The sequence below is a fragment of the Rhizobium sp. CFBP 13726 genome, from assembly GCF_014841925.1.
GTDB classification, from domain to species: domain Bacteria; phylum Pseudomonadota; class Alphaproteobacteria; order Rhizobiales; family Rhizobiaceae; genus Neorhizobium; species Neorhizobium soli.
In genome coordinates, this window is the sequence record NZ_JACYUU010000001.1 from 719,852 (window position 1) to 745,461 (window position 25,610).

General features: G+C 58.9%; 37 protein-coding genes and 1 tRNA gene. 35 read left to right on the forward strand and 3 right to left on the reverse strand.

Going from position 1 to position 25,610, the window contains the following annotated elements; translation table 11 throughout:
• The first annotated feature begins 25 nt into the window (after nt 1-25).
• The 30 genes from IFT66_RS03470 to IFT66_RS03615 all read left to right on the forward strand — a co-directional run bounded on the left by IFT66_RS03470 (nt 26) and on the right by IFT66_RS03615 (nt 17,110).
• A tRNA-Gly gene (locus tag IFT66_RS03470) sits at nt 26-99 on the forward strand.
• A 342-nt stretch (nt 100-441) separates the two neighbouring features.
• Nucleotides 442-1,617, forward strand: coding sequence for an elongation factor Tu (tuf, locus tag IFT66_RS03475; protein ID WP_092662037.1), 1,176 nt, complete (start codon nt 442-444; stop codon nt 1,615-1,617).
• A 312-nt stretch (nt 1,618-1,929) separates the two neighbouring features.
• The gene (gene rpsJ / locus IFT66_RS03480) at nt 1,930-2,238 is read left to right on the forward strand and encodes a 30S ribosomal protein S10 (protein ID WP_003547547.1); all 309 of its coding nucleotides are present in this window, start codon (nt 1,930-1,932) and stop codon (nt 2,236-2,238) included.
• Nucleotides 2,239-2,275: 37 nt separating this feature from the next.
• Nucleotides 2,276-2,917 (forward strand): 50S ribosomal protein L3, encoded by a 642-nt coding sequence (gene rplC, locus IFT66_RS03485; protein ID WP_062457777.1) that lies wholly within the window; start codon nt 2,276-2,278, stop codon nt 2,915-2,917.
• Between the two features lie 14 nt (nt 2,918-2,931).
• Nucleotides 2,932-3,552: a 50S ribosomal protein L4 gene (gene rplD, locus IFT66_RS03490; RefSeq protein ID WP_062457774.1), complete on the forward strand. Its 621-nt coding sequence runs from the start codon at nt 2,932-2,934 to the stop codon at nt 3,550-3,552.
• A complete protein-coding gene (locus IFT66_RS03495) occupies nt 3,549-3,842 on the forward strand; it encodes a 50S ribosomal protein L23 (RefSeq protein ID WP_192076784.1) in 294 nt (97 codons plus the stop codon). The genes rplD and IFT66_RS03495 overlap by 4 nt, the downstream gene beginning before the upstream one ends.
• An 11-nt stretch (nt 3,843-3,853) precedes the next feature.
• Nucleotides 3,854-4,687, forward strand: a complete 834-nt coding sequence (gene rplB, locus IFT66_RS03500; protein WP_062457768.1) for a 50S ribosomal protein L2 — start codon at nt 3,854-3,856, stop codon at nt 4,685-4,687.
• Between the two features lie 16 nt (nt 4,688-4,703).
• Nucleotides 4,704-4,982, forward strand: coding sequence for a 30S ribosomal protein S19 (gene rpsS, locus IFT66_RS03505; protein WP_062457765.1), 279 nt, complete (start codon nt 4,704-4,706; stop codon nt 4,980-4,982).
• 2 nt (nt 4,983-4,984) lie between these two features.
• Entirely contained in the window at nt 4,985-5,374 is a 390-nt protein-coding gene (gene rplV, locus IFT66_RS03510; RefSeq protein WP_062457763.1) for a 50S ribosomal protein L22, read from the forward strand.
• Nucleotides 5,374-6,111 carry a 30S ribosomal protein S3 gene (gene rpsC, locus IFT66_RS03515; RefSeq protein ID WP_062457759.1) on the forward strand — a complete coding sequence of 246 codons (738 nt, stop codon included), beginning with the start codon at nt 5,374-5,376 and terminating at the stop codon, nt 6,109-6,111. Before rplV ends, rpsC begins: the two co-directional genes overlap by 1 nt.
• Before the next feature lie 38 nt (nt 6,112-6,149).
• On the forward strand, nt 6,150-6,563 hold the full coding sequence (gene rplP, locus IFT66_RS03520; protein WP_062457756.1) for a 50S ribosomal protein L16: 414 nt from the start codon (nt 6,150-6,152) through the stop codon (nt 6,561-6,563).
• A gap of 12 nt (nt 6,564-6,575) precedes the next feature.
• The gene (gene rpmC, locus IFT66_RS03525; RefSeq protein ID WP_007770142.1) at nt 6,576-6,776 is read left to right on the forward strand and encodes a 50S ribosomal protein L29; all 201 of its coding nucleotides are present in this window, start codon (nt 6,576-6,578) and stop codon (nt 6,774-6,776) included.
• Nucleotides 6,777-6,788: 12 nt separating this feature from the next.
• Nucleotides 6,789-7,025: a 30S ribosomal protein S17 gene (gene rpsQ / locus IFT66_RS03530; protein ID WP_062457753.1), complete on the forward strand. Its 237-nt coding sequence runs from the start codon at nt 6,789-6,791 to the stop codon at nt 7,023-7,025.
• 236 nt (nt 7,026-7,261) lie between these two features.
• Complete coding sequence (gene rplN, locus IFT66_RS03535) at nt 7,262-7,630, forward strand: 50S ribosomal protein L14 (RefSeq protein WP_052638136.1); 369 nt, start codon at nt 7,262-7,264, stop codon at nt 7,628-7,630.
• A 12-nt stretch (nt 7,631-7,642) separates the two neighbouring features.
• Entirely contained in the window at nt 7,643-7,951 is a 309-nt protein-coding gene (gene rplX, locus IFT66_RS03540) for a 50S ribosomal protein L24 (RefSeq protein ID WP_062457750.1), read from the forward strand.
• A complete protein-coding gene (rplE, locus tag IFT66_RS03545) occupies nt 7,944-8,501 on the forward strand; it encodes a 50S ribosomal protein L5 (protein WP_062457747.1) in 558 nt (185 codons plus the stop codon). Before rplX ends, rplE begins: the two co-directional genes overlap by 8 nt.
• Nucleotides 8,502-8,534: 33 nt before the next feature.
• Nucleotides 8,535-8,840, forward strand: a complete 306-nt coding sequence (rpsN, locus tag IFT66_RS03550) for a 30S ribosomal protein S14 (protein ID WP_062457744.1) — start codon at nt 8,535-8,537, stop codon at nt 8,838-8,840.
• A gap of 12 nt (nt 8,841-8,852) precedes the next feature.
• A complete protein-coding gene (gene rpsH, locus IFT66_RS03555) occupies nt 8,853-9,251 on the forward strand; it encodes a 30S ribosomal protein S8 (RefSeq protein ID WP_062457741.1) in 399 nt (132 codons plus the stop codon).
• A gap of 42 nt (nt 9,252-9,293) precedes the next feature.
• The gene (rplF, locus tag IFT66_RS03560; protein ID WP_062457738.1) at nt 9,294-9,827 is read left to right on the forward strand and encodes a 50S ribosomal protein L6; all 534 of its coding nucleotides are present in this window, start codon (nt 9,294-9,296) and stop codon (nt 9,825-9,827) included.
• Nucleotides 9,828-9,839: 12 nt separating this feature from the next.
• Nucleotides 9,840-10,202, forward strand: a complete 363-nt coding sequence (gene rplR / locus IFT66_RS03565; protein WP_062457734.1) for a 50S ribosomal protein L18 — start codon at nt 9,840-9,842, stop codon at nt 10,200-10,202.
• A 125-nt stretch (nt 10,203-10,327) separates the two neighbouring features.
• Complete coding sequence (gene rpsE / locus IFT66_RS03570) at nt 10,328-10,897, forward strand: 30S ribosomal protein S5 (RefSeq protein ID WP_062457730.1); 570 nt, start codon at nt 10,328-10,330, stop codon at nt 10,895-10,897.
• A gap of 14 nt (nt 10,898-10,911) precedes the next feature.
• On the forward strand, nt 10,912-11,121 hold the full coding sequence (gene rpmD / locus IFT66_RS03575; protein WP_062457727.1) for a 50S ribosomal protein L30: 210 nt from the start codon (nt 10,912-10,914) through the stop codon (nt 11,119-11,121).
• A gap of 16 nt (nt 11,122-11,137) precedes the next feature.
• On the forward strand, nt 11,138-11,617 hold the full coding sequence (gene rplO, locus IFT66_RS03580) for a 50S ribosomal protein L15 (protein ID WP_062457725.1): 480 nt from the start codon (nt 11,138-11,140) through the stop codon (nt 11,615-11,617).
• A 230-nt stretch (nt 11,618-11,847) separates the two neighbouring features.
• On the forward strand, nt 11,848-13,188 hold the full coding sequence (gene secY / locus IFT66_RS03585; protein WP_062457722.1) for a preprotein translocase subunit SecY: 1,341 nt from the start codon (nt 11,848-11,850) through the stop codon (nt 13,186-13,188).
• Entirely contained in the window at nt 13,185-13,835 is a 651-nt protein-coding gene (locus IFT66_RS03590) for an adenylate kinase (RefSeq protein WP_062580269.1), read from the forward strand. Before secY ends, IFT66_RS03590 begins: the two co-directional genes overlap by 4 nt.
• 243 nt (nt 13,836-14,078) lie before the next feature.
• Nucleotides 14,079-14,447: a 30S ribosomal protein S13 gene (gene rpsM / locus IFT66_RS03595; protein WP_062457717.1), complete on the forward strand. Its 369-nt coding sequence runs from the start codon at nt 14,079-14,081 to the stop codon at nt 14,445-14,447.
• A 115-nt stretch (nt 14,448-14,562) separates the two neighbouring features.
• Nucleotides 14,563-14,952 carry a 30S ribosomal protein S11 gene (rpsK, locus tag IFT66_RS03600; RefSeq protein ID WP_007766864.1) on the forward strand — a complete coding sequence of 130 codons (390 nt, stop codon included), beginning with the start codon at nt 14,563-14,565 and terminating at the stop codon, nt 14,950-14,952.
• Between the two features lie 174 nt (nt 14,953-15,126).
• On the forward strand, nt 15,127-16,137 hold the full coding sequence (locus tag IFT66_RS03605; protein WP_062457714.1) for a DNA-directed RNA polymerase subunit alpha: 1,011 nt from the start codon (nt 15,127-15,129) through the stop codon (nt 16,135-16,137).
• 46 nt (nt 16,138-16,183) lie between these two features.
• A complete protein-coding gene (rplQ, locus tag IFT66_RS03610; protein ID WP_062457711.1) occupies nt 16,184-16,609 on the forward strand; it encodes a 50S ribosomal protein L17 in 426 nt (141 codons plus the stop codon).
• 87 nt (nt 16,610-16,696) lie between these two features.
• Nucleotides 16,697-17,110 (forward strand): ribosomal maturation YjgA family protein, encoded by a 414-nt coding sequence (locus IFT66_RS03615; RefSeq protein WP_249406334.1) that lies wholly within the window; start codon nt 16,697-16,699, stop codon nt 17,108-17,110.
• On the opposite strand, the gene IFT66_RS03620 is transcribed toward IFT66_RS03615, so the two are convergent.
• Nucleotides 17,082-17,954, reverse strand: a complete 873-nt coding sequence (locus IFT66_RS03620) for a DUF817 domain-containing protein (RefSeq protein ID WP_192076786.1) — start codon at nt 17,952-17,954, stop codon at nt 17,082-17,084. The two genes, IFT66_RS03615 and IFT66_RS03620, sit on opposite strands and share 29 nt — an antisense overlap.
• 170 nt (nt 17,955-18,124) lie before the next feature.
• On the opposite strand from IFT66_RS03620, the gene IFT66_RS03625 reads away from it, so the two are divergent.
• The 3 genes from IFT66_RS03625 to IFT66_RS03635 all read left to right on the forward strand — a co-directional run bounded on the left by IFT66_RS03625 (nt 18,125) and on the right by IFT66_RS03635 (nt 21,180).
• Nucleotides 18,125-19,078 (forward strand): helix-turn-helix domain-containing protein, encoded by a 954-nt coding sequence (locus IFT66_RS03625; protein ID WP_184655184.1) that lies wholly within the window; start codon nt 18,125-18,127, stop codon nt 19,076-19,078.
• Nucleotides 19,079-19,210: 132 nt separating this feature from the next.
• Nucleotides 19,211-20,719: an aldehyde dehydrogenase gene (adh, locus tag IFT66_RS03630; protein WP_192076787.1), complete on the forward strand. Its 1,509-nt coding sequence runs from the start codon at nt 19,211-19,213 to the stop codon at nt 20,717-20,719.
• An 80-nt stretch (nt 20,720-20,799) separates the two neighbouring features.
• The gene (locus tag IFT66_RS03635) at nt 20,800-21,180 is read left to right on the forward strand and encodes a DUF779 domain-containing protein (RefSeq protein ID WP_192077128.1); all 381 of its coding nucleotides are present in this window, start codon (nt 20,800-20,802) and stop codon (nt 21,178-21,180) included.
• A gap of 9 nt (nt 21,181-21,189) precedes the next feature.
• On the opposite strand, the gene msrQ is transcribed toward IFT66_RS03635, so the two are convergent.
• Both msrQ and msrP read right to left on the reverse strand, forming a co-directional pair.
• The gene (gene msrQ, locus IFT66_RS03640; RefSeq protein WP_192076788.1) at nt 21,190-21,837 is read right to left on the reverse strand and encodes a protein-methionine-sulfoxide reductase heme-binding subunit MsrQ; all 648 of its coding nucleotides are present in this window, start codon (nt 21,835-21,837) and stop codon (nt 21,190-21,192) included.
• 2 nt (nt 21,838-21,839) lie between these two features.
• Entirely contained in the window at nt 21,840-22,787 is a 948-nt protein-coding gene (gene msrP / locus IFT66_RS03645) for a protein-methionine-sulfoxide reductase catalytic subunit MsrP (protein WP_192076789.1), read from the reverse strand.
• A 190-nt stretch (nt 22,788-22,977) separates the two neighbouring features.
• Here msrP and IFT66_RS03650 point away from each other — a divergent pair, with 190 nt between their 5' ends.
• Nucleotides 22,978-23,400 carry a DUF4112 domain-containing protein gene (locus IFT66_RS03650; protein WP_192076790.1) on the forward strand — a complete coding sequence of 141 codons (423 nt, stop codon included), beginning with the start codon at nt 22,978-22,980 and terminating at the stop codon, nt 23,398-23,400.
• A gap of 269 nt (nt 23,401-23,669) precedes the next feature.
• Complete coding sequence (gene ilvD, locus IFT66_RS03655) at nt 23,670-25,505, forward strand: dihydroxy-acid dehydratase (RefSeq protein ID WP_192076791.1); 1,836 nt, start codon at nt 23,670-23,672, stop codon at nt 25,503-25,505.
• The last annotated feature ends 105 nt before the right edge of the window (nt 25,506-25,610 follow it).

Sequence of the window (25,610 nt, forward strand, 5' to 3'; positions counted from 1 at the left end):
TCGTCTTCGAGATCGGACCACCCCCGCGGGTATAGCTCAATGGTAGAGCAGCAGCCTTCCAAGCTGAATACGCGGGTTCGATTCCCGCTACCCGCTCCAATATCCCGGACAAATGATTTCTATTTTCGACCGGTTTGATCCATTCAAACATCGCGTCGATTTGTGCTCTTGTCGATCACGTGCGGCACGCGCAAAAACCGGATCGGACGTCAGGATTACGTATCAGGCCATCACCATCTCTGCGGCGACCATACTTCCGGCAGACGGGGAGGGCGACACGCCGAGGCCTTGAAATACAGGCAGATAGAGCGCCATCTTTCGGCCTGCCCCTTGTACGGGGCGGCGGCGTAATTATGTCTTGCGCAATCCTTGGGAAAGCCTTAAACGGCGACACCAAACCCGGTCGCCGGGTCAACCTCATATGTTCACAGGAAGCATTCAATGGCAAAGAGCAAGTTTGAGCGCAATAAGCCTCACGTCAACATTGGCACGATCGGTCACGTCGACCACGGCAAGACGTCGCTGACTGCGGCGATCACGAAGTACTTCGGCGAATTCAAGGCCTACGACCAGATCGACGCTGCTCCTGAAGAGAAGGCCCGCGGCATCACCATTTCGACGGCACACGTCGAATACGAAACGCCAAACCGCCACTACGCACACGTCGACTGCCCCGGCCACGCCGACTACGTTAAGAACATGATCACCGGTGCAGCGCAGATGGACGGCGCGATCCTGGTTTGCTCGGCTGCCGACGGCCCGATGCCACAGACCCGCGAGCACATCCTGCTTGCTCGTCAGGTTGGCGTTCCCGCGATCGTCGTGTTCCTCAACAAGGTTGACCAGGTCGACGACGAAGAGCTCCTCGAGCTCGTCGAACTGGAAGTCCGCGAACTTCTGTCGTCCTACGACTTCCCGGGCGACGACATTCCGATCGTCAAGGGTTCGGCTCTGGCCGCTCTCGAAGATTCGAACAAGAAGATCGGCGAAGACGCCGTTCGCGAACTGATGGCAGCTGTCGACGCCTACATCCCGACGCCTGAGCGTCCGATCGACCAGCCGTTCCTGCTGCCGATCGAAGACGTTTTCTCGATCTCGGGCCGTGGTACGGTCGTGACCGGTCGCGTCGAGCGTGGCATCGTCAAGGTTGGTGAAGAAGTCGAAATCGTCGGCATCCGCGCCACGACCAAGACGACGGTTACCGGCGTCGAAATGTTCCGCAAGCTGCTCGACCAGGGCCAGGCCGGCGACAACATCGGCGCTCTGATCCGTGGCGTACAGCGTGACGGCGTCGAGCGTGGCCAGATCCTGTGCAAGCCGGGTTCGGTCAAGCCGCACAAGAAGTTCATGGCAGAAGCCTACATCCTGACGAAGGAAGAAGGCGGCCGTCATACGCCGTTCTTCACGAACTACCGTCCTCAGTTCTACTTCCGTACAACGGACGTGACCGGTATCGTTTCGCTTCCAGAAGGCACGGAAATGGTTATGCCAGGCGACAACGTCACCGTTGAAGTCGAGCTGATCGTTCCGATCGCGATGGAAGAAAAGCTGCGCTTCGCGATCCGCGAAGGCGGTCGTACTGTCGGCGCCGGCATCGTTGCCTCGATCATCGAGTAACAAATCAGAGGGCAGGGCGGGTTCTTCGGGGCCCGCCCGGTTCACTTTTTTTAAGCAAGTTGGCCCTGCTGACTTGCTTATGACATGAAAATGTAGCAAATGGCGCGCGAGCGCTATTTGCGCCTTGCTTCGTTTTATCGAGGCAGGCAATTGCCAAAGACATTAAGGTGGGCCTTCGGCCTGGAGACGAGAACGGACTGCCGCTGTTGGCGCACCCGTTCGATCTTTGACACTGGTGGTCCCGCCTTAGGATAACGAACAACTCGTGCTGTAACGTTGGCACGTGGAAACAAGAAACAAGGATAACGTCGAATGAACGGCCAAAATATCCGCATTCGCCTGAAGGCGTTCGATCACCGCATTCTCGACGCTTCGACGCGTGAGATCGTGTCGACGGCGAAGCGCACCGGCGCAAGCGTCCGGGGCCCCGTTCCGCTTCCGACTCGCATCGAGAAGTTTACGGTTAACCGGTCCCCCCACATCGACAAGAAAAGCCGCGAGCAGTTCGAGATGCGCACACACAAGCGCCTTCTCGATATCGTAGACCCGACACCACAGACCGTGGACGCGCTGATGAAGCTCGACCTCGCCGCAGGTGTCGATGTTGAGATCAAGCTCTGAGGCTTATGTCTCGAGCTGAGTGAGAAGGATTGAACCGATGCGTTCGGGTGTAATTGCACAGAAAGTGGGAATGACCCGCGTCTATAACGACGCTGGTGAGCACATCCCGGTTACCGTTTTGCGGCTGGAGAGCTGCCAGGTTGTCGCACAGCGCACTGTTGAGAAGAATGGCTATGTTGCCGTTCAGCTCGGTGCTGGCGTCGCCAAGGTAAAGAACACCTCCAAGGCTATGCGTGGCAACTTCGCCATCGCTAATGTCGAGCCGAAGTCGAAGCTCGTTGAGTTTCGCGTTTCCGAAGAAAATTTGATCGACGTCGGCACTGAGCTGAAGGCTGGTCATTTTGCTGCTGGTCAGCTGGTGGATGTCACCGGCACTTCGATCGGTAAGGGTTTTGCCGGTGCTATGAAGCGCCATAACTTCGGTGGTCTGCGGGCGACCCACGGTGTTTCCGTGTCGCACCGTTCGCACGGTTCGACTGGTAACAACCAGGATCCGGGCAAGGTCTGGAAGGGCAAGCGCATGGCTGGTCACATGGGCCAGACGCGTATCACCACGCAAAACCTCGAAATCGTCTCGACGGATGAAGACCGCGGACTGATCCTCGTCAAGGGTGCCGTTCCCGGCTCCAAGGGCGCCTGGATTGAAGTTCGCGACGCCGTCAAGTCGGCCGCGAAGTAAGGGAGCCAGCTATTATGGAATTCAACGTCAAGACCCTCGAGGGAAAAGACGCCGGCCAGGTTTCCCTGTCGGACGCGATTTTCGGCCTCGACCCACGCGAGGATATCCTCGCACGCATGGTGCGTTACCAGCTCGCTAAGAAGCAGCAGGGCACGCACAAGACCAAGAGCCGTTCCGAGATTGCTCGCACCGGTGCGAAGATGTTCAAGCAGAAGGGTACGGGCCGCGCTCGTCACCATTCGGCTCGCGCTCCGCAGTTCCGTGGTGGTGGTCGTGCACACGGCCCGGTCGTTCGCAGCCACGAGCATGATCTTCCTAAGAAGGTTCGCGCTCTTGCTCTGCGTCACGCTCTGTCTGCAAAGCTGAAGTCTGAAGATCTGATCGTCATCGACAACCTGGTTGCTTCTGAAGCAAAGACCAAGGCTCTCGTCGGTACGTTCGCATCGCTCGGCCTCACCAACGTGCTGTTCATCGGCGGTGCTGAGCTCGACAGCAACTTCAAGCTCGCAGCCCAGAACATCCCGAATGTGGACGTTCTGCCGGTCCAGGGCATCAATGTTTACGACATCCTGCGTCGCGGTAAGCTCGTGCTTTCCAAGGCTGCGGTTGAAGCCCTCGAGGAGCGTTTCAAGTGACCGACATTCGCCACTATGATGTGATCGTATCTCCTTCGATCACCGAAAAGTCGACACTGGTTTCCGAGTATAACCAGATCGTCTTCAACGTTGCCAAGACTGCTTCGAAGCCGGAAATCAAGGCTGCCGTAGAAGCTCTCTTCGGTGTGAAGGTCACTGCCGTCAATACGCTGGTCCGCAAGGGCAAGGTGAAGCGCTTCAAGGGCTTCATCGGCAAGCAGAAGGACGTCAAGAAGGCTGTCGTAACCCTGGCCGAAGGTCAGACGATCGACATCACCACCGGTCTCTGAGGTAAAGAAAAATGGCACTGAAAAGCTATAATCCGACGACCCCGAGCCAGCGTCAGCTGGTTATCGTCGACCGTTCGGGCCTCTGGAAGGGCAAGCCCCTCAAGTCGCTGACTGAAGGTCTGTCCAAGAGCGGTGGTCGCAACAACAACGGTCGTATCACTGCCCGCTTCATCGGCGGCGGTCACAAGCGTACCTATCGCCTGGTCGACTTCAAGCGTCGCAAGTTCGACATTGAAGGCACGGTTGAGCGTCTGGAATACGACCCTAACCGTACCGCGTTCATCGCGCTCGTCACCTACACGGACGGCGAACAGGCCTACATCATCGCTCCGCAGCGTCTTGCTGCAGGCGACAAGGTCATCGCTTCCTCGAAGGCTGTCGACGTGAAGCCCGGCAACACCATGCCGCTGCAGTTCATCCCGGTTGGTTCGATCGTTCACAACGTCGAAATGAAGCCAGGCAAGGGCGGTCAGATTGCTCGCTCCGCCGGCACCTACGTGCAGCTCGTCGGCCGCGATGCCGGCATGGCGATCCTGCGCCTCAACTCTGGTGAACAGCGTCTCGTCCCGGGCTCCTGCCTGGCGTCGATCGGTGCTGTCTCCAACCCCGATCACGGCAACATCAACGACGGCAAGGCCGGTCGTACCGTATGGCGTGGCAAGCGTCCGCATAACCGCGGCGTTGTCATGAACCCGGTCGACCACCCGCACGGCGGTGGTGAAGGCCGTACCTCTGGTGGACGCCATCCGGTGTCCCCGTGGGGCAAGCCCACCAAGGGCAAGCGCACGCGTTCGAACAAGTCCACGGACAAGTTCATCATGCGCTCGCGCCACGTCAAGAAGTAAGAGAGGAAGTCGTTAAATGGCTCGTTCAGTTTGGAAAGGTCCGTTTGTTGACGGCTATCTTCTCAAGAAGGCTGAGAAGGTGCGCGAAGGCGGACGCAGTGAAGTAATCAAGATGTGGACCCGTCGGTCCACGATCTTGCCGCAGTTCGTCGGTTTGACGTTCGGCGTCTACAACGGCAACAAGCACGTGCCCGTCAGCGTCAACGAAGACATGGTCGGACACAAGTTCGGTGAATTCGCTCCCACCCGGACCTATTACGGTCACGGCGCGGACAAGAAGGCGAAGAGGAAGTAATCATGGCGAAGGCAAAGACCGAACGCCGGCTGAAGGACAACGAAGCACAGGCAGTCGCCCGTACGCTTCGCGTCAGCCCGCAGAAGCTAAACCTCGTTGCCGCCATGATCCGCGGCAAGAAGGTTGAACGCGCTCTGGCAGAACTCGAGTTCTCCCGCAAGCGCATCGCAGGCACGGTGAAGAAGACTCTCGAGTCTGCTATCGCCAACGCCGAAAACAACCATGACCTCGACGTCGACACGCTGATCGTAGCGGAAGCCTACGTCGGCAAGTCGATCACGATGAAGCGTTTCCACGCTCGCGGCCGTGGCCGTGCATCGCGGATCGAAAAGCCGTTCGCGCATCTGACGATCGTCGTTCGCGAAGTCGAGGAAAAAGGGGAGGCCGCATAATGGGTCAGAAAATCAATCCTATCGGTTTTCGCCTCGGCATCAACCGTACATGGGACAGCCGTTGGTTCGCCGACAACGCCGAATACGGCCAGCTGCTTCATGAAGACCTGAAGATCCGCGCATACCTGATGTCCGAGCTGAAGCAGGCCGGCATCGCCAAGGTGGTTATCGAGCGTCCGCACAAGAAGTGCCGCGTCACGATCCACTCGGCTCGCCCGGGTCTGATCATCGGCAAGAAGGGTGCGGACATCGAGAAGCTTCGCAAGAAGATCTCCACGATGACCAACTCCGAAACGCACCTCAACATCGTTGAAGTGCGCAAGCCGGAAGTCGACGCAACGCTCGTTGCCCAGTCGATCGCCCAGCAGCTCGAACGCCGCGTGGCTTTCCGCCGTGCGATGAAGCGTGCTGTTCAGTCCGCTATGCGTCTTGGCGCCGAAGGCATCAAGATCACTTGCGCCGGCCGTCTCGGTGGCGCGGAAATCGCTCGTACCGAATGGTACCGCGAAGGCCGCGTGCCGTTGCACACACTGCGCGCCGACATCGACTACGGTACGGCTGAAGCCGAAACCGCATTCGGTATCTGCGGCATCAAGGTCTGGATCTTCAAGGGTGAAATCCTTGAGCACGATCCGATGGCGTCGGAACGTCGCGCGCTGGAAGGCGATGCGCAGGGTCCGGCAAGCCGTGAGCGTGGCGATCGTGGCGACCGTCGCCGCGAACGTGAAAACGCTTGATTAGCGCTGGCGAAAGATAAGCTCGGAGAAGTAATAAAATGTTGCAGCCAAAGCGTACCAAGTTCCGCAAGCAGTTCAAGGGCCGCATCAAGGGCGTTGCCAAGGGTGGCTTCGACCTCGCATTCGGCGAATTCGGTCTGAAGGCTCAGGAACCTAACCGCGTCAACGCACGTGAGATCGAAGCGGCTCGCCGCGCGATCACACGTTACATGAAGCGTGCGGGTCGTGTATGGATCCGCGTATTCCCAGACGTACCGGTCACGGCAAAGCCGACCGAAGTGCGCATGGGTAAGGGTAAGGGTTCTGTCGAATACTGGGCTTGCAAGGTCAAGCCTGGTCGTATCATGTTCGAGATCGACGGCGTTTCGGAAGAGATCGCGCGCGAGGCACTTCGCCTCGGGTCTGCCAAGCTCTCGGTCACGACGCGCTTCGTACAGCGCATCGCAGATTAAGGAGAAGGCACGATGAAAGCCGAAGACGTACGCGGCCTGACCGCCGACCAGCTCAAGGACAAGCTTGCTGACCTGAAGAAGGAGCAGTTCAACCTGCGCTTCCAGAAGGCCACCGGCCAGCTCGAGAAATCCTCGCGCATCACCGAGGTCCGCAAGGATATCGCTCGCGTGAAAACCATTGCCCGCCAGAAGGCGGCAGAAGCCAAGGCCTAAAGGAAGAATAATATGCCGAAACGCATTCTGCAGGGCGTAGTCGTTTCCGACAAGAACGAGAAGACCGTTGTTGTCCGCGTCGAGCGCCGCTTCGCTCACCCTTTGCTTCAGAAGACCGTTCGCCGGTCCAAGAAGTACAAGGCCCATGACGAAAACAACCAGTTCAAGGTTGGTGACGTAGTTTCCATTCAGGAATGCGCCCCGATCTCCAAAGACAAGACCTGGACGGTTATCAACGCCCAGGCTTAAAGACTTCAGGATTTTGCGTCAGGCCCTTGCGTCGGACACAGAATCCTGTAAGAAGCACGCCACTGGCGTAGAACGCTCGGAAACGAGCGTTCTTTTGCTTTCAGCGCACGGAAGGTCCCACTTAGGGAAACCACCTTGGCAAGACCGATCCCGCGCATACTGAAAATGTGTTCATAGCCAGCTCCGTTCGTATTCATGCGCGCGGATAGTTGGTCATTAGAAAAAGGCGACCTGACATGATTCAGATGCAAACAAACCTCGACGTGGCGGATAATTCCGGCGCACGTCGTGTCATGTGCATCAAGGTGCTGGGCGGCTCCAAGCGCAAGTACGCTTCGATCGGCGACGTTATCGTCGTTTCGATCAAGGAAGCTATTCCGCGCGGCCGCGTGAAGAAGGGTGACGTGATGAAGGCGGTGGTTGTGCGTACCGCCAAGGACATCCGTCGCGCCGACGGCAGCGTCATCCGCTTCGACAACAACGCAGCGGTCCTCATCGACAACAAGAAAGAGCCGATCGGCACCCGTATCTTCGGACCGGTTCCGCGCGAACTTCGCGCTAAGAACCATATGAAGATCATCTCGCTGGCTCCTGAAGTTCTGTAAGGAGCGAGAGATATGCAGAAGATCAAGAAGGGCGACAACGTCGTCGTACTGACCGGCAAGGACAAGGGCCGCACCGGTGAAGTAATCCAGGTTATGCCGAAGGAAGACCGTGCGGTCGTTCGCGGCATCAACATGGTGAAGCGCCACCAGCGTCAGTCGCAGACGCAGGAAGCTGGCATCATCAACAAGGAAGCGTCCATCCATCTGTCGAACATCGCGGTTGCCGCGAAAGACGGTAAGCCAACTCGCGTTGGTTTCTCGGTCGTCGACGGTAAGAAGGTGCGTGTCGCCAAGCGTACGGGAGATGTGATCGATGGCTGAGTCCAAGTATGAGCCGCGGCTCAAGGCGGAATACGTTTCCCGCATCCGCGCCGCGCTAAAGGAGCAGTTTTCCTACTCCAACGACATGATGATCCCCAAGCTGGACAAGATCGTCATCAACATGGGTGTGGGCGAAGCAACTGCCGACAGCAAGAAGCCAACGGTTGCAGCAGCCGACCTCGCAGCGATCGCCGGCCAGAAGCCGGTCATCACAAAGGCACGGAATTCCATCGCGGGCTTCAAGGTTCGCGAATTCATGCCGATCGGTGCCAAGGTTACGCTTCGCGGCGCCCGCATGTACGAATTCATGGATCGACTGGTCAACATCGCGCTTCCGCGCGTTCGCGACTTTCGCGGCCTGAACCCGAAGTCCTTTGACGGCCGTGGCAACTTCGCCATGGGCATCAAGGAACACATTGTGTTCCCGGAGATCAACTACGACAAGGTTGATCAGATGTGGGGCATGGACATCATCGTTTGCACGACGGCTACCAACGACGACGAAGCACGGGCTCTCCTGAAAGAGTTCAACTTCCCGTTCCGCCAGTAACCGTAACGACGAGCGTTTAAAAGGAACTCCGATATGGCGAAAACCAGCGCAGTTGAAAAGAACAAGCGCCGCCGCAAGACCGTCGCGGACCATGCAGCCAAGCGTGCTGTATTGAAGGCGACCATCATGAACCAGGAACTTCCGATCGAAGAGCGGTTCAAGGCAACTATCAAGCTCGCTTCTCTGCCGCGCGATGGCTCGAAGACGCGTATCCGCAACCGTTGCGAAGTCACCGGTCGCCCACGCGCTTTCTATCGCAAGCTTAAGATGTCGCGTATTGCACTTCGCGAACTCGGCAGCCTCGGCAAAGTGCCGGGCATCGTCAAGTCGAGCTGGTAAGGAGATCGTTAGATGACCATGACTGATCCCTTGGGCGATATGCTCACACGTATCCGCAACGGCGCTTCCCGCCGCAAGTCGACCGTTTCGACGCCAGCCTCCAGGCTGCGCGTTCGCGTTCTCGACGTGCTGCAGGCTGAAGGCTACATCCGCGGTTACACTGAAACCGATTTCGGCAACGGCAAGGCCGAGATCGAAATCGAACTGAAGTACTACGAAGGCGCGTCGGTGATCCGTGAGATCGGCCGCGTGTCCAAGCCGGGCCGCCGAGTTTATGTCTCGGTCAAGTCCATCCCTCAGGTCGCGAACGGCCTCGGCATCACCATCCTTTCGACTCCGAAGGGCGTGATGGCCGATCACCAGGCTCGCGAACAGAACGTAGGCGGCGAGGTTCTTTGCTCGGTCTTCTAAGACTGCGCAAGGATCTCCCTAGCGAACAGACAGGATTGAATAATGTCTCGTATCGGTAAAAAGCCCGTTCAGGTTCCTGCAGGGATCACGGCCTCGGTTGATGGCCAGAAAGTCACTGCCAAGGGCCCGAAGGGCGAGCTTTTCTTCGTCGCTAACGACGAAATCAAGCTTGAAATCAAAGACAATGCCATTTCGGTGACTCCGGTCAACGATTCCAAGGATGCTCGTTCGAAGTGGGGCATGTCCCGCACGATGATCGAAAACATCCTGAAGGGTGTGAAGGACGGTTTCGAGCGCAAGCTTGAAATCAACGGCGTTGGTTACCGCGCGTCGCTGCAGGGCAAGAACCTGCAGCTGGCTCTCGGTTTCAGCCACGACGTGGTCTATCAGACCCCGGAAGGCATCACCATTGCCGTGCCGAAGCCGACGGAAATCATCGTCTCCGGCATTAATAAACAGCAGGTCGGTCAGGTAGCAGCGGAAATCCGCGAATACCGCGGTCCAGAGCCCTACAAGGGCAAAGGCGTCAAGTACGCTGAGGAACGGATCGTCCGCAAGGAAGGCAAGAAGAAGTAAGGACGCGGGATCATGGCTACCAGAAAAGAAGCACTCACAAAGCGTGCGAGCCGTGTTCGCCGTCAGATCAAGAAGGTCGCAAATGGCCGTCCGCGTCTGTCGGTTCACCGCTCCTCGAAAAACATCTACGTTCAGGTCATCGACGACGTGGCCGGCCGCACGCTTGCAGCCGCTTCCACGCTCGACGTCGATCTGCGCAAGTCGCTGAAGACCGGTGCGGACGTTGCAGCAGCTGCTGCCGTCGGCAAGTTGGTTGCAGAGCGCGCTGCCAAGGCTGGCGTGACGGAAGTCGTGTTCGACCGCGGCGCCTTCATCTACCACGGCCGCATCAAGGCTCTTGCTGAAGCTGCCCGCGAAGGCGGCCTGAGCTTCTAAGAAATTTCGCCCGGTCTGCCTGAAGAAGGGGAGGCCGGGCGATTTGCGGTTTTACCGCATCACGTCCGGTACGCCGGACAATCTCAACCTGCCGTTCCACCCGCAAAAGAAAAAGGAAAAGGACAATGGCACAGGAAAGAAGAGGTTCGGGCAACGATCGCCAGAACCGCGAAGAACGCGATAGCGAATTCGTCGACAAGCTGGTCGCGATCAACCGCGTCGCCAAGGTCGTCAAGGGCGGCCGTCGTTTCGGTTTTGCTGCTCTCGTCGTCGTCGGCGACCAGAAGGGTCGCGTTGGCTTCGGTCATGGCAAGGCACGCGAAGTGCCGGAAGCCATCCGCAAGGCAACCGAATCTGCAAAGCGCGATCTGATCTTCGTACCGCTGCGTGACGGCCGTACGCTGCATCACGACGTCAATGGTCGTCACGGCGCCGGCAAGGTTCTGCTGCGCTCGGCCAAGGCTGGTACCGGTATCATCGCCGGCGGCCCGATGCGCGCTGTATTCGAAACGCTCGGCGTCCATGACGTTGTTGCGAAGTCGACTGGTTCGTCGAACCCATACAACATGGTTCGCGCAACGTTCGACGCTCTGAAGCACCAGGTGCATCCGAAGGACGTAGCAGCTCAGCGTGGCCTCAAGTATGCCACCCTGCAGTCGCGCCGCGCCGCTTCCGGCAATGCGTCGGAAGAATAAGAGGAGTCTGAACCATGGCTAAGGCTACGCAGAAGACTGAAGCAAAGACGGTTACCGTTCAGCAGATCGGCAGCCCAATCCGCCGCCCGGCCGAACAGCGCGCGACGCTGATCGGTCTTGGCCTCAACAAGATGCATCGGACCAGCACTCTGGAAGATACTCCTTCCGTTCGTGGCATGATCCGTGCTGTCCAGCATCTCGTTCGCGTCGTCGAAGAGAAGTGAGACGGAGGAATTGACCATGAAACTGAATGAGATCAAGGACAACGAAGGCTCTTCGAAGGACCGTATCCGCGTTGGTCGCGGTATCGGTTCCGGCAAGGGCAAGACCGGTGGACGTGGCGTCAAGGGTCAGAAGGCCCGTTCAGGCGTCTCGATCAACGGCTTCGAAGGCGGTCAGATGCCAATCTACCGTCGTCTTCCGAAGCGCGGCTTCAACAACATCTTCGCATCTGAATACGCAACCGTATCGCTCGGCCGTATCCAGACTGCGATCGATGCTGGCAAACTCGACGCAAACGCGACTGTCGACGCAGCAGCTCTCAAGGCTGCCGGCGTCATCCGTCGCCTCAAGGACGGCGTTCGCGTCCTGTCCGGCGGCGAACTGACAACCAAGGTTTCGATCGAAGTCGCCGGTGCCTCCAAGGCTGCCGTCGAAAAGATCGAAAAGTCGGGCGGCTCGATCAAGCTGCTCGTGGTTGCTGAAACAGCCGCTGAATAAATCGTTTGAAAATCACCCGGTGTGAGCTTCACACCGGGTGATTTTATGTCCATATGTGAGCCTCACGATCCCCAAGGCAGTCCGGCCGGTCAGCTACCGGGATCAGACGGAAAAATGGGTGAGGCAGGCGATTGCGACAGCATCTCGCGCCCCCAGCTTTCTGAAAACAGAATCAAGACTGCGTTCCGGAAGGCACATGCCGCCGGGGGATGGGTCGGGCGGAGAATTGCATGGCTTCTGCAGCTGAACAACTGGCCTCAAATCTGAATTTCAAAACTTTCGCCAAGGCGGAAGATCTCAAGAAACGCCTGTGGTTCACGCTGGCAGCGCTTCTTGTCTATCGCTTGGGCACGCATATTCCGCTGCCAGGCCTCAACCCTGAAGCCTATGCGCAGGCCTTTAGCGGTCAGTCGGGTGGCATTCTCGGCCTCTTCAACATGTTCTCCGGCGGTGCTGTCGAGCGCATGGCGATCTTCGCCCTCGGCATCATGCCTTACATTTCCGCTTCGATTATCGTGCAGCTGATGACTTCGGTCGTCCCGTCGCTCGAGAACCTGAAGAAGGAAGGCGAGGCGGGTCGCAAGATCATCAACCAGTACACTCGCTACGGCACTGTGATTCTCGGCGCGCTTCAGGCCTACGGCATCGCTGCCGGCCTTTCGAGCGGTCAGGGCATCGTGTCCAACCCGGGCTGGTTCTTCACGCTCTCAACGGTCGTCACGCTGCTTGGCGGCACGATGTTCCTGATGTGGCTTGGTGAGCAGATCACCTCGCGCGGTATCGGCAACGGTATTTCGCTGATCATCTTTGCCGGTATTGCCGCAGGTCTTCCTGGCGCGCTCGCCAACACAATGGAACTCGGTCGTACCGGCGCTCTGCCGACGGCTCTGATTCTCACCGTTATCATCGTCGCGATCGCCGTCATTGCGCTGATCGTGTTTGTTGAACGCGCCCAGCGCCGGCTCCTGATCCAGTATCCGAAGCGTCAGGTCGGCAACCGCATGTTCCAGGGCGATACCTCGCACCTTCCGCTGAAGCTCAATACAGCGGGCGTTATTCCGGCAATCTTTGCATCCTCGCTTCTGCTTCTGCCGGCAACGGCTGCAGGCTTTGCCGGCAATTCACAGCTGCCAGACTGGGCGACGGGGATCATTGCAGCTCTTGGCCACGGCCAGCCGCTGTTTATGCTGTTCTACGCCATGCTGATCGCGTTCTTCGCCTTCTTCTACACGGCCATCGTCTTCAACCCGAAGGATACGGCTGATAACCTGAAGAAGCACGGCGGCTTCATTCCCGGCATCCGTCCCGGCGAGCGTACCGCGGAATATATCGATTACGTCCTGACCCGAATCACGGTCGTCGGCGCTATCTATCTCGTCGTGGTCTGCATTCTTCCCGAATTCCTGGTGGCCAGAACGGGCGTTCCGTTAGCCCTTGGTGGTACTTCGCTTTTGATCGTGGTCAGTGTAACCCTTGATACGGTTGCGCAGATCCAGGGACACCTCATCGCGCAGCAGTATGAGGGATTGATCAAGAAGTCGAAACTACGCGGTGGAAAGAGGGGACGATGAGACTGATTCTTTTAGGACCGCCGGGCGCGGGCAAGGGGACCCAAGCCCAGCGGATCGTGGAGAAGCATGGCATTCCGCAGCTCTCCACTGGTGATATGCTGCGGGCAGCCGTGGCAGCTGAGACCGAAGTCGGCAAGCGCGCCAAGGCAGTCATGGATGCGGGCAATCTCGTCTCTGACGAGATCGTCAACGCGATCGTCTCAGAGCGCATAGACGCGCCTGACTGCGCGAACGGTTTCATCCTTGACGGTTTTCCCCGCACGCTCGTGCAGGCGGACGCCACTGAGGCGATGCTGTCTGCCAAGGGGCTCGATCTTTCCGTCGTGATTGAACTTCGCGTCGACGATAAGGAGCTTGTCCGTCGCGTCTCCGGTCGCTATTCCTGCGCCCAGTGCGGGACGGTCTACCACGACTCGGATAAGAAGCCTTCGTCGGAGGGCACGTGCGACAAGTGTGGCTCGACCCACTTCAAGCGTCGGCCGGACGACAACGCTGAGACCATGACCAAGCGTCTCGAGGTTTACTACAAGGAAACCTCGCCGCTCATTGGTTACTACTATGCCAAAGGCAAGCTCAAGGTTGTCGATGGCATGGCCGAGATGGATACTGTCACGGCCGATATCGAAAAGATCCTCGCCAGTCTCTGAGACTGTCTTGGATGGGTTAAAGAATCTTGGGGTGGAGCAGTTGCATTCAAGCACTGATTCCGCTACACACCGCGCCAACTCGCGACAGTTTTACAGCGATCGGCGCGGATTCCCGCAAGGACATCCGGGGCGATCATTTTGCCTGTCTCGTATGAAGTTTGAACTGGCGACCGTATCCAAAGGTCGCTTTCATGGAAGAAGTACCGCTTGCCGGATGGCAACCGGAACGCAAGGAGAATAGACGTGGCACGTATCGCTGGCGTCAACATCCCGACTGCGAAGCGCGTTGTCATCGCGCTGACCTACATTCACGGGATCGGCCCGAAATTCGCACAGGAAATCATGGAGAAGGTTGGTCTTGCCGCTGAAAAGCGCGTCCATCAGCTGACCGACTCGGAAGTCCTTCAGATCCGCGAAACCATCGACCGCGATTATCGCGTCGAAGGTGATCTTCGTCGCGAAACCGCGATGAACATCAAGCGCCTCATGGACCTCGGCTGCTATCGCGGCCTGCGTCACCGTCGTGGCCTTCCGGTCCGCGGTCAGCGCACGCACACCAATGCCCGCACCCGCAAGGGTCCGGCAAAGGCGATTGCTGGTAAGAAGAAGTAATTTTGGATCGATAGTCGCAAAGCGGGCAGGGCTCCTGTCCGCTTTTTCGTGACTGTCCGATCTGAGGTGGAGCCGCTGGCATTACGGCGGTGCAGAGATCAACGAAAGGAATACCATGGCCAAGGAAGCCACACGCGTACGCCGCCGCGAACGCAAAAATATTACGTCGGGCGTTGCCCACGTCAACTCGACGTTCAACAACACGATGATCACCATCACCGATGCACAGGGCAATGCAATTGCCTGGTCGTCTGCTGGTGCCAAGGGCTTCAAGGGTTCGCGCAAGTCGACCCCGTTCGCCGCTCAGATCGCTGCCGAAGACTGCGCCAAGAAGGCCCAGGAGCACGGCATGAAGTCGCTCGAAGTCGAAGTTTGCGGTCCGGGTTCCGGTCGTGAATCGGCTCTGCGCGCTCTCCAGGCTGCCGGCTTCATGATCACCTCGATCCGCGACGTGACCCCGATCCCGCACAACGGTTGCCGCCCGCGCAAGAAGCGCCGCGTCTAATGGACGTTTTTGGAGCTCGCTTCGCAGCGATCTTCATCTGAACCCGGTAATAGCCGCTCCGTCTCCTGAAAGAGTCGAGGCGGCTTTCACCGTATAGCCGGAAGGGTATTTCCGGTGTTCCTCGTGCTCGGTTACCACGATTGGATGGTGGTAACGAACGGAAGGTAGTAGGTCATGATCCAGAAGAACTGGCAGGAACTGATTAAGCCGAACAAGGTGGAGTTTTCCTCTTCCGGCCGTACAAAGGCAACGCTCGTTGCTGAGCCTCTCGAGCGCGGCTTCGGCCTGACGCTCGGCAACGCGCTTCGTCGCGTACTTTTGTCGTCGCTGCGCGGTGCTGCTGTTACCGCAGTGCAGATCGACGGCGTTCTGCACGAATTCTCCTCCATCCCCGGCGTTCGGGAAGATGTGACGGACATCGTGCTGAACATCAAGGAAATCGCCATCAAGATGGATGGTGACGATTCCAAGCGCATGGTCGTGCGCAAGCAGGGTCCGGGTTCGGTTACCGCTGGTGACATCCAGACGGTTGGCGATATCGAGATCCTCAACCCCGACCACGTGATCTGCACGCTCGACGAGGGTGCTGAGATCCGTATGGAATTCACGGTCAACAACGGCAAGGGCTACGTCCCTGCTGATCGTAACCGTGCGGAAGACGCTCCGATCGGTCTCATCCCGGTCGACAGCCTGTATTCCCCGGTCAAGAAAGTGTCCTACAAGGTGGAAAACACCCGTGAAGGCCAGGTTCTCGACTATGACAAGCTGACCATGACCATCGAAACCGATGGTTCGGTCTCGGGTGAAGACGCCGTAGCCTTCGCCGCTCGTATCCTTCAGGACCAGCTGTCGGTCTTCGTCAACTTCGACGAGCCGCAGAAGGAAGCAGAAGAGGAAGCCGTCACTGAACTCGCGTTCAACCCGGCACTCCTCAAGAAGGTCGACGAACTGGAACTTTCCGTCCGTTCGGCCAACTGCCTGAAGAACGACAACATCGTCTATATCGGCGACCTCATCCAGAAGACCGAAGCCGAGATGCTCCGCACTCCGAATTTCGGTCGCAAGTCGCTGAACGAGATCAAGGAAGTTCTGGCATCCATGGGCCTCCATCTTGGTATGGAAGTTCCTGCATGGCCGCCGGAAAACATTGAAGATCTCGCCAAGCGTTACGAAGACCAATACTAACAGGATCAGACTGCAGGCGAATGCCTGCAAGTGAAGGAGACACACCATGCGTCACGGAAATTCGGGCCGTAAGCTCAACCGCACCGCAAGCCACCGCAAGGCCATGTTTGCCAACATGGCGGCTTCGCTCATCACCCATGAGCAGATTGTAACAACCCTGCCGAAGGCGAAGGAAATTCGCCCGATCGTCGAAAAGCTTGTCACCCTCGGCAAGCGCGGCGACCTGCACGCTCGTCGTCAGGCGATCTCGCAGATCCAGGATCAGGACGCTGTTCGCAAGCTGTTCGATGCCATCGCTTCGCGTTACGCAACCCGCAACGGCGGCTACCTGCGCATCATGAAGGCCGGCTATCGTCAGGGCGACAACGCTCCGATGGCGGTCATCGAATTCGTCGAACGCGACGTCGATGCCAAGGGCGCAGCCGACAAGGCTCGCGTTGCTGCTGAAGCAGAAACTGCCGAAGCCGCATAATTCGATCCGAGGATCGCACTTTTCGAAAAGGCCGGGTGGAAACGCCCGGCCTTTTTCTTTTGGGAAATGAGGGGGGCGGGCTCGAGCATGACTGCACCACGATCCATACGCGTTCAGCGATGCCTCGCCACGCTGCTTGTGATCTCCGCGGGGCTTCTGCTGCGCCGCTTCGGTTACGATCTCGGTCTTTCCTTCTTTGTCGTGAAATACGGTGGGTCAGTTCTCTGGGGTGCGATGGTGTTTCTTGCGTTGGCCACGCTGACCGCATCGGTGAACATCGGCAGGCTCGCCTTTGCGGCATTCCTCATCGCCCTTATCGTCGAATTCTCAAGGCTCTATCACCCGCCCGAGTTGGATGCGTTTCGACTGACGACGGCCGGCAAACTGTTGCTCGGACGGGTGTTTTCCCTGTGGAATATCGCAGCTTACGCTTTCGGTATCGGGACTGCCGCATTTGTCGAGGCGTGGGGCCTCAAACGGGGACGTAGATCTTCTGTTTGATATGCTTGAGGTTGGCGACGATCGTGAATGTCATCACCACCAGCAGAGACCACGAACTCCATTTGCCAAGATGCACGACCGACCACGCCCCGATCTGGTTCGGATATTGCCAGATCCCGAAAAAGGTCGAGATGTTCTCCGCCAGCCAGATGAAGAAGCCGATCAGCACGAAGGCGACCAGAAGCGGCATCCGTCTGTCACGATCATAGGGTCGGTAGGTGACGGTCGTGCGGGCGTAAAGGCCGAGCGCGCATGCGGCGATATACCAGCGGTAATCGCCGATGAAATGGTGGGTGAAGAAGTTCGCGTAGATCGCGATTGCGACCAGGCCAGCCATCCAGTAGCTGGGGTGGTGGTGGATCCGCAGATCGAAAAGCCGCCAGGCCTGGATGATGTAGCTCCCCACGGCGGCATACATGAAGCCGGAAAACAGCGGCACGCCCAGCACTTTCGTATAGGCGAAGTCAGGGTATGACCATGACTGGATGCTGCCGGAGGTCTTGAACACTTCGAGCGCAAAGCCAACCACGTGGAAAAGGCCGATCGCTTTTGCCTCATCCCAGGTTTCTAGCTTGCTCCAGATCATCAGGGACTGGATTGCCAGCGCGATGATTAGCAGAACGTCGTAGCGCGGGATGCCGAACACGCCCGTTCGCGGAACGATGAAGATCGACACAAAAAACAGGCCGGCGAACAGGCAGGCCCGCGCTTCTTTGATGCCGAAGTATAGAAACTCGATGACGAAACGCGTGATACCGTGGATCTCTCCGAACGGCCGATGGTTGCAAAGATAGACATCCAGCAAGGATAGTCGTCCGCCGTCCGCAGTCGATTCTGGTGTCATCAAAACATCTCCATTGCGCGGACTGAAGCCCGTGGGGACTGTGACTGTCAAGTCCGGGGGCCGGCAGGCTGACCGGCCTGCCGAATGACTGAAGCTCCCTATATCGCTGTTGCCACATCCCGTTTTTTTAGCGACAATCGAGCCGTGACGCATTTGGTGGGAGGAGCCCGATGCATGACCCTGTTTCCCACGCCGACCAAGTCTACGCGTCGGCCAATTCCCCTGTCGCGAGTTCGGCTGTAGTCGCGTCATGGCGCCGCTGCATGACCATGCATCACTTGGCGCCAGAGGACCGGCGGATGCCGGAGCGGGTGACAGAGCAGGAACTGGACGTCGCCCGAAAACAGTCGGAGCGTCTTATCGGGCAAGCGAGGGACGAGCTCGACCGGCTGTTCATGGTCGTCGGTCGCGCCGGCTGCTGCATCCTGATGACCGACAGCAAAGGTATCGCGCTTGACCGTCGCGGCGCAGCGGGCGACGACAAGGATTTTCGTGCGCTGGGCCTCTGGACCGGCTCGGTCTGGACCGAGGAGAGTATCGGCACCAACGGGATCGGCACCGCAATCGCCGACGACCGGCCGATATCGATCATCCGCGACCAGCACTTCTTTGCATCCAATATCGATCTGAGCTGCACGACTGCGCCCATTCGTGATCACCGTGGAGTTCTGGCCGGCGCGCTCGATGTCTCGACGTGCCGAAGTGACGCAAACGAAGGCACGATCGCCATCCTGTCGCAGACGGTGCGTGAGGCGGCATCCCGGATCGAGCTGAACCTGTTCCGAAACGCGTTTCAAGGTGCCCGCTTCGTGATGGTGCCGAGTGAGACGGGATCTCCAATGGCGCTCCTGGCTGTAGATCGCGACGACCTTGTGATCGGTGCCACGCGGGCTGCACGATCGGCGCTGCGTCTGGACGACGATCGGATTGCGGAAGGGATCCCGGCCTCCGATCTGCTTCACGAATCGAGCCGGGATGCGCGAGAACTCCTGGGCGATGCCGAGCGCTCGGCGCTTCTTCGGGCGTTGTCTCGTGTCCACGGCAACGTCTCGCTGGCAGCGCAGGTGCTCGGCGTCAGCCGTTCCACTCTGCATCGCAAGATGAAGCGATTTGGCATTCAATGACGGGGAGTTTTGTCGCAGACTTGCGACAGAGTGCATCGCGGTATCGCGGGTGAGGCCTGTTTTCACCACGCCAGAAGCGCAGATTCTGTTCCATCGGGTTCGCTTTGAACCTGTTCATCATGGGAGGATGACATGCTGCATCAGAAAATCGTTGAGTCACCGTTCAAGCTGAAATACGGCAACTATATCGGCGGTGAGTGGAAAGAACCGATCAGCGGCAAGTATTTCGACAACGTCACGCCGATCACCGGCGGCAAGATCTGCGAGATCCCGCGGTCTGACGAAAAGGATGTCAATGCGGCGCTCGACGCTGCCCACGCCGCCAAGGAAAAATGGGGCCGCATGGCGCCGGCTGACCGCTCGAACATCCTGATGAAGATCGCCCAGCGGATGGAAGACAAGCTGGAAGTTCTGGCGCAGGCCGAAACCTGGGACAACGGCAAGCCGATCCGCGAGACAATGGCAGCCGACATCCCGCTCGCCATCGATCACTTCCGCTATTTCGCATCCTGCATCCGTGCCCAGGAAGGTTCGATCAGTGAAATCGACCACGATACGGTCGCCTATCACTTCCACGAACCGCTTGGCGTTGTCGGCCAGATCATTCCGTGGAATTTCCCGATTCTGATGGCCGCCTGGAAGCTTGCACCGGCGCTTGCCGCCGGCAACTGCGTTGTCATCAAGCCGGCCGAGCAGACGCCGGCCTCGCTTCTGGTCTGGGCGGAACTCGTCGGTGACCTCCTGCCACCCGGCGTGCTGAATATCGTCAATGGTTTCGGTCTCGAAGCCGGGAAACCGCTTGCCACCAGCAACCGGATCGCCAAGATCGCCTTTACCGGGGAGACCACAACAGGCCGGCTGATTATGCAATATGCCAGCCAAAACCTTATCCCTGTCACGCTCGAACTTGGCGGCAAGTCGCCGAACATCTTCTTCGCCGATGTGATGAGTAAAGACGACGATTTCCTCGACAAGGCGCTGGAAGGCTTTGCGATGTTCGCGCTGAACCAGGGCGAAGTCTGCACATGCCCCAGCCGCGCACTGATCCAGGAATCGGTTTACGATCGTTTCATGGAGCGGGCGGTCAAACGCGTCGAAGCAATCACGCAGGGCAACCCGCTCGATAGCTCGACCATGATTGGCGCGCAGGCATCCTCCGAGCAGATGGAGAAGATTCTGTCCTATCTCGACATCGGCAAGCAGGAAGGCGCGGAAGTGCTGACTGGCGGCGTCAAGAACGATCTCGGCGGGGAATTGGCGAACGGCTACTACATCAAGCCGACGATCTTCAAGGGCCACAACAAGATGCGGATCTTCCAGGAGGAGATCTTCGGACCGGTAGTGTCGGTGACGACCTTCAAGGACGAAAAAGAGGCGCTGGAGATCGCCAACGATACGCTGTACGGGCTCGGCGCCGGCGTGTGGACGCGCGACGGCAACCGCGCCTACCGCTTCGGCCGGGAGATCCAGGCCGGCCGCGTCTGGACAAATTGCTATCACGCCTATCCCGCGCATGCGGCATTCGGCGGGTACAAGCAGTCTGGGATTGGTCGCGAAAACCACAAGATGATGCTCGACCACTACCAGCAGACCAAGAACATGCTGGTGAGCTACAGCCCGAAGAAGCTCGGGTTCTTCTGATCGATCTCAACCGAAGCATGGGCTCCCGGCTGCAGGGTCGGGAGCCTTTTCAATGTCTCGATGCGAACAGGAATGACATGATGGATGCAACAATCAACGGCGAACCGCGCGTCACGGCCACGGATTCCGCGCTGACCCTCATTGCCGAGATCCAGGCGGACCACCCAGACATCCTGTTCCACCAATCCGGCGGCTGCTGCGACGGGTCGTCTCCGATGTGCTATCCAAAGGGCGATTTCATGCTCGCCGACCACGACGTGAAGCTTGGCGAAATCGGCGGCGTGCCGGTCTATATCAGCGGCAGCCAGTTCGAGGCCTGGAAGCACACGCAGCTGATTATCGATGTCGTGCCCGGAAGGGGCGGCATGTTCTCGCTCGACAATGGGCGTGAAAAGCGCTTCCTCACCCGGTCGCGACTATTCGGCGGCGGTGAGGCCTGCCCGATACCTGCCATACGTTGACGCCGCCCACTATGTCGTGGTGGCGGGACGTGCCGGACGGCTCTTGCCGCGCTTCCAGTTGAGGAACGGCTTTCGGAGCGGCCGGTAGGCGAGCAGCAGCCCGATCGCTGCGATATGGATAAACGGAACGAGCGTCACCGACTTCACCGCGAGCACATAGTGGAGCGCGCCGCCCAGTGCCACGAGATAGATCAGCTTGTGCATTTTCACCCAGGTCTGTCCGAGCTTGCGGATCGACCAGTTGTTGGATGTCACCGCAAGCGGGATCAGCAGCAGCAGGCAGGCAAAGCCGATCGTGATATAGGGGCGCCGCACGATATCGCTGCCAACAGCGCCAAAGTTCAGCTGCAGATCGAGCAGAAGATAGACGCTGAAATGGAACACGACGTAATAGAAGGCGAGCAGCCCTAGCGCACGGCGATAGCGGATCCAGTTGATCCCGAGAATATCGCGTAGGGGCGTGACGGCGAGCGTCAGGATGATGAAACGCAACGCCCAGATGCCGATCAGATGCTCGAACGTCTTGACCGGATTGAAACCCAGCCCGCCCGTCGCGGCCTGATAGAAGTACCACGCCGCGGGACAAAGCCCCACGACGTAAAGTGCCCAGATGCTGGCGGCATGATATCGGCGGGGCAGGGCTGGGATCGAGAGCATGGTCAGTAGTTCGCTTTCAGGTCCATGCCGCTATAGAGGCTCGCCACTTCGTTAGCATAGCCGTTGAACGGCAGCGTATCGACGCGCTTGGTTCCGAAGAACCCGCCTTCGCCGATCCGCTGTTCGGTCGACTGGCTCCAGCGTGGATGGTCCACTGCCGGATTGACGTTGGAATAGAAACCGTATTCCCGGGCGTTCGAATTCTTCCAGGTGGTCTGCGGCTGCTCTTCGACCAGCTTGATCTTGACGATCGATTTGATGCCTTTGAAACCGTATTTCCACGGCACCACGAGCCGGATCGGCGCGCCGTTCTGGTTGGGCAGCGTTTCGCCGTAGAGACCGACGGCAAGAATGGTCAGCGGATGGCGCGCTTCGTCAAGGCGCAGGCCTTCGACATAAGGCCAGGGTAGGGCCTGAAAGAGGCCGCCTTGGCCGGGCATTTCCTCAGGACGAACGACGGTCTCGAACGCCACATACTTGGCGCTGCCGAGCGGCTCGACCTGGTCAAGGATCGATGCCAGCGGAAAACCGATCCACGGGATCACCATGGACCATCCCTCGACGCAGCGCATGCGGTATGTCCGCTCCTCGAGCTTCATCTTGAGGATCTCGTCGAGACCGAATTCCTTCGGCTTGCCCACCATGCCCTCGACCTTGACGGTCCAGGGTGTCGGTTTGAACGCGCTGGAATTCTGCGAGGGATCTTCCTTGCCGACGCCGAACTCGTAGAAATTGTTGTAGGTGGTGACGGCTTCTTTAGGCGTCAGCTTTTCGTCCAGCTTGTAGGGGCCGGGCGATGCGCTGAGAGCCGCAGCGAATGCGCTTGAGCCTCCAAGGACTGAAAGGCCGGCGCCCGCGGCGACGGTGCCCACGAAATTCCGGCGCGACAGATAGATGTCGCGCGGCGTGATCTCAGTCGGCGAAATGCGGGGTGGGCGAAATGCGGGCATGGCGGATCTCCTTCAGGCAAAAGCCTATCCTGTGCTTATACGTACCGCCGACAGGTTTGGTTTCACAGAGGCGGAGGAAAGGCATTAAACCACGTTTGCGTGAAAGAATTAGCGTTGAAACATACGCTAAGCCTTGAACCGGGAAATCGCATGCTCATTTCAGCTTTGACATTAATCAAGGATAGTGAGTATGGCGACGAAAACCTGGGATGCTGCCAGCGAACGCTTCACGGAAACCGATGCGGGCCGGATCGATCGACTGCGGCGTTTGCGGCGTATCCACGGCGTCGCCCGTATGATGGATACGGCGATCGGTATTCCCGGCACCCGGTTTCGGTTTGGTGCCGATTCCATCATGGGCCTTGTTCCGCTCGTGGGCGATGCCGGGGGCGCATTGATTGGCCTCTATATCGTCAACGAGGCCCGCCGCATGGGTATGCCGAACGACAAGCTTGCAAAGATGATCGGCAACCTTGCGGTCGATTCTGTCGTCGGCAGCGTGCCGCTGGCCGGTGATCTGTTCGACGTCTTCTTCAAGTCGCACCGCCGCAACCTCAACATCGTTCTCGACCATTTCGGTGTGACGGCGGACGAGCTCCGCGCGAAGCGATAGCGGACACGAGGAGAGGGTGAGGGACGGTGACGTTGCCTCGCTCCCCAAACGCCACGCCGGAGCAGAACCGCTATGAAACTCCGACCGCGCCTACATCGCCGGGCCGATTTCTAGTGCGCTGGTGAGAACCGTACCGTACCGTACTGTTTTTCGCCCCATTGGTAGTGACACTGGCTTTAGCCTGCAGTAGGACGGAGAAAACAAGGTCCTTTGCGCCGCGTGATCCGACGCGGTAAATAGCAATGGCTGAACGCGATCGAGGAAACATCATGCCAGTCTATCGTTCAAGAACCACGACCCACGGCCGCAACATGGCTGGCGCGCGCGGCCTTTGGCGCGCCACCGGCATGAAGGACGGCGATTTCGGCAAGCCGATCATCGCGGTGGTCAATTCCTTCACGCAGTTCGTGCCGGGCCACGTCCACCTCAAGGATCTCGGCCAGCTGGTTGCCCGCGAGATCGAGGCCGCCGGCGGTGTCGCCAAGGAGTTCAACACGATCGCCGTCGATGACGGCATCGCCATGGGCCACGACGGCATGCTGTACTCGCTGCCATCGCGCGAGATCATCGCCGATTCGGTCGAGTATATGGTCAACGCCCACTGCGCCGACGCCATGGTCTGCATCTCCAACTGCGACAAGATCACGCCTGGCATGCTGAATGCCGCCATGCGCCTGAACATCCCGGCCGTCTTCGTCTCCGGTGGCCCAATGGAGGCCGGCAAGGTCGTCCTCCACGGCAAGACCGTTGCGCTCGACCTCGTCGATGCCATGGTTGCCGCCGCCGACGACAAGATGTCGGACGAGGACGTCACCGCCATCGAAAAGGCTGCCTGTCCGACCTGCGGCTCGTGCTCCGGCATGTTCACCGCCAACTCGATGAACTGCCTGACCGAAGCGCTCGGCCTGTCGCTGCCCGGTAATGGCTCGACGCTCGCCACCCATTCGGACCGCCGTCGCCTGTTCGTCGAAGCCGGTCACCTGATCGTTGATATCGCCCGCCGTTACTACGAGCAGGATGACGAACGGGTCCTGCCGCGCAATATCGCCACCAAGCAGGCGTTCGAAAACGCCATGTCGCTCGATATCGCGATGGGCGGCTCGACCAATACGGTTCTCCACATCCTGGCTGCTGCCTACGAGGGCGGCGTCGATTTCGGCATGGAGGATATCGATAAGCTGTCGCGCAAGGTGCCGTGCCTGTCCAAGGTCGCGCCTGCCAAGAGCGATGTCCACATGGAAGACGTTCACCGCGCCGGCGGCATCATGCGTATCCTGGGCGAGTTGGAGCGCGGCGGTCTGATCAACCGGGACTGCTACACCGTGCACGAAGCAACGCTCGGCGATGCGATCGACCGGTGGGACATCACCCGCACCAATTCCGAGAGCGTCCGCAACTTCTTCAAGGCAGCACCCGGCGGCGTTCCTACTCAGGTCGCGTTCAGCCAGTCTTCGCGCTGGGACGAGCTCGATACGGATAGCGACACGGGCATCATCCGCTCGGTTGAAAATCCCTTCTCCAAGGATGGCGGCCTGGCGGTTCTCTACGGCAACATCGCGGCCGACGGCTGCATCGTGAAGACCGCGGGCGTCGATGAGTCGATCCTGAAGTTCAGCGGTCCCGCTGTCGTCTTCGAAAGCCAGGATGCGTCCGTCAAGGCGATCCTCAGCAACGAGGTCAAGGCCGGCGATGTCGTCGTTATCCGCTATGAAGGTCCAAAGGGCGGCCCGGGCATGCAGGAAATGCTCTATCCGACCAGCTATCTGAAGTCGAAGGGCCTCGGCAAGGCCTGCGCGCTGATCACCGACGGCCGCTTCTCCGGCGGTACATCCGGCCTTTCCATCGGTCACGCTTCCCCGGAAGCAGCCCAGGGTGGCGCGATCGGACTGGTCCGCCAGGGTGACATGATCGAGATCGATATTCCGAACCGGACAATCCATCTGGCGGTGTCGGACGCTGAACTCTCGGCGCGTCGCCACGAGCAGGATGCACTCGGCTGGAAGCCGTCAGCGCCCCGCAAGCGCAACGTCACGACGGCCCTCAAAGCCTATGCGGCATTTGCGTCGAGTGCTGACAAGGGCGCGGTCCGGATCCTGCCCGAGTAAGTCTCGGGTCGAACCAACCCCGCAGACAGAGATCTAAAAACTTCAAAGGCCTCGGTGCACAACACCGAGGCCTTTGTCTTTGATCGTTTCCAGTGAACGTCGATT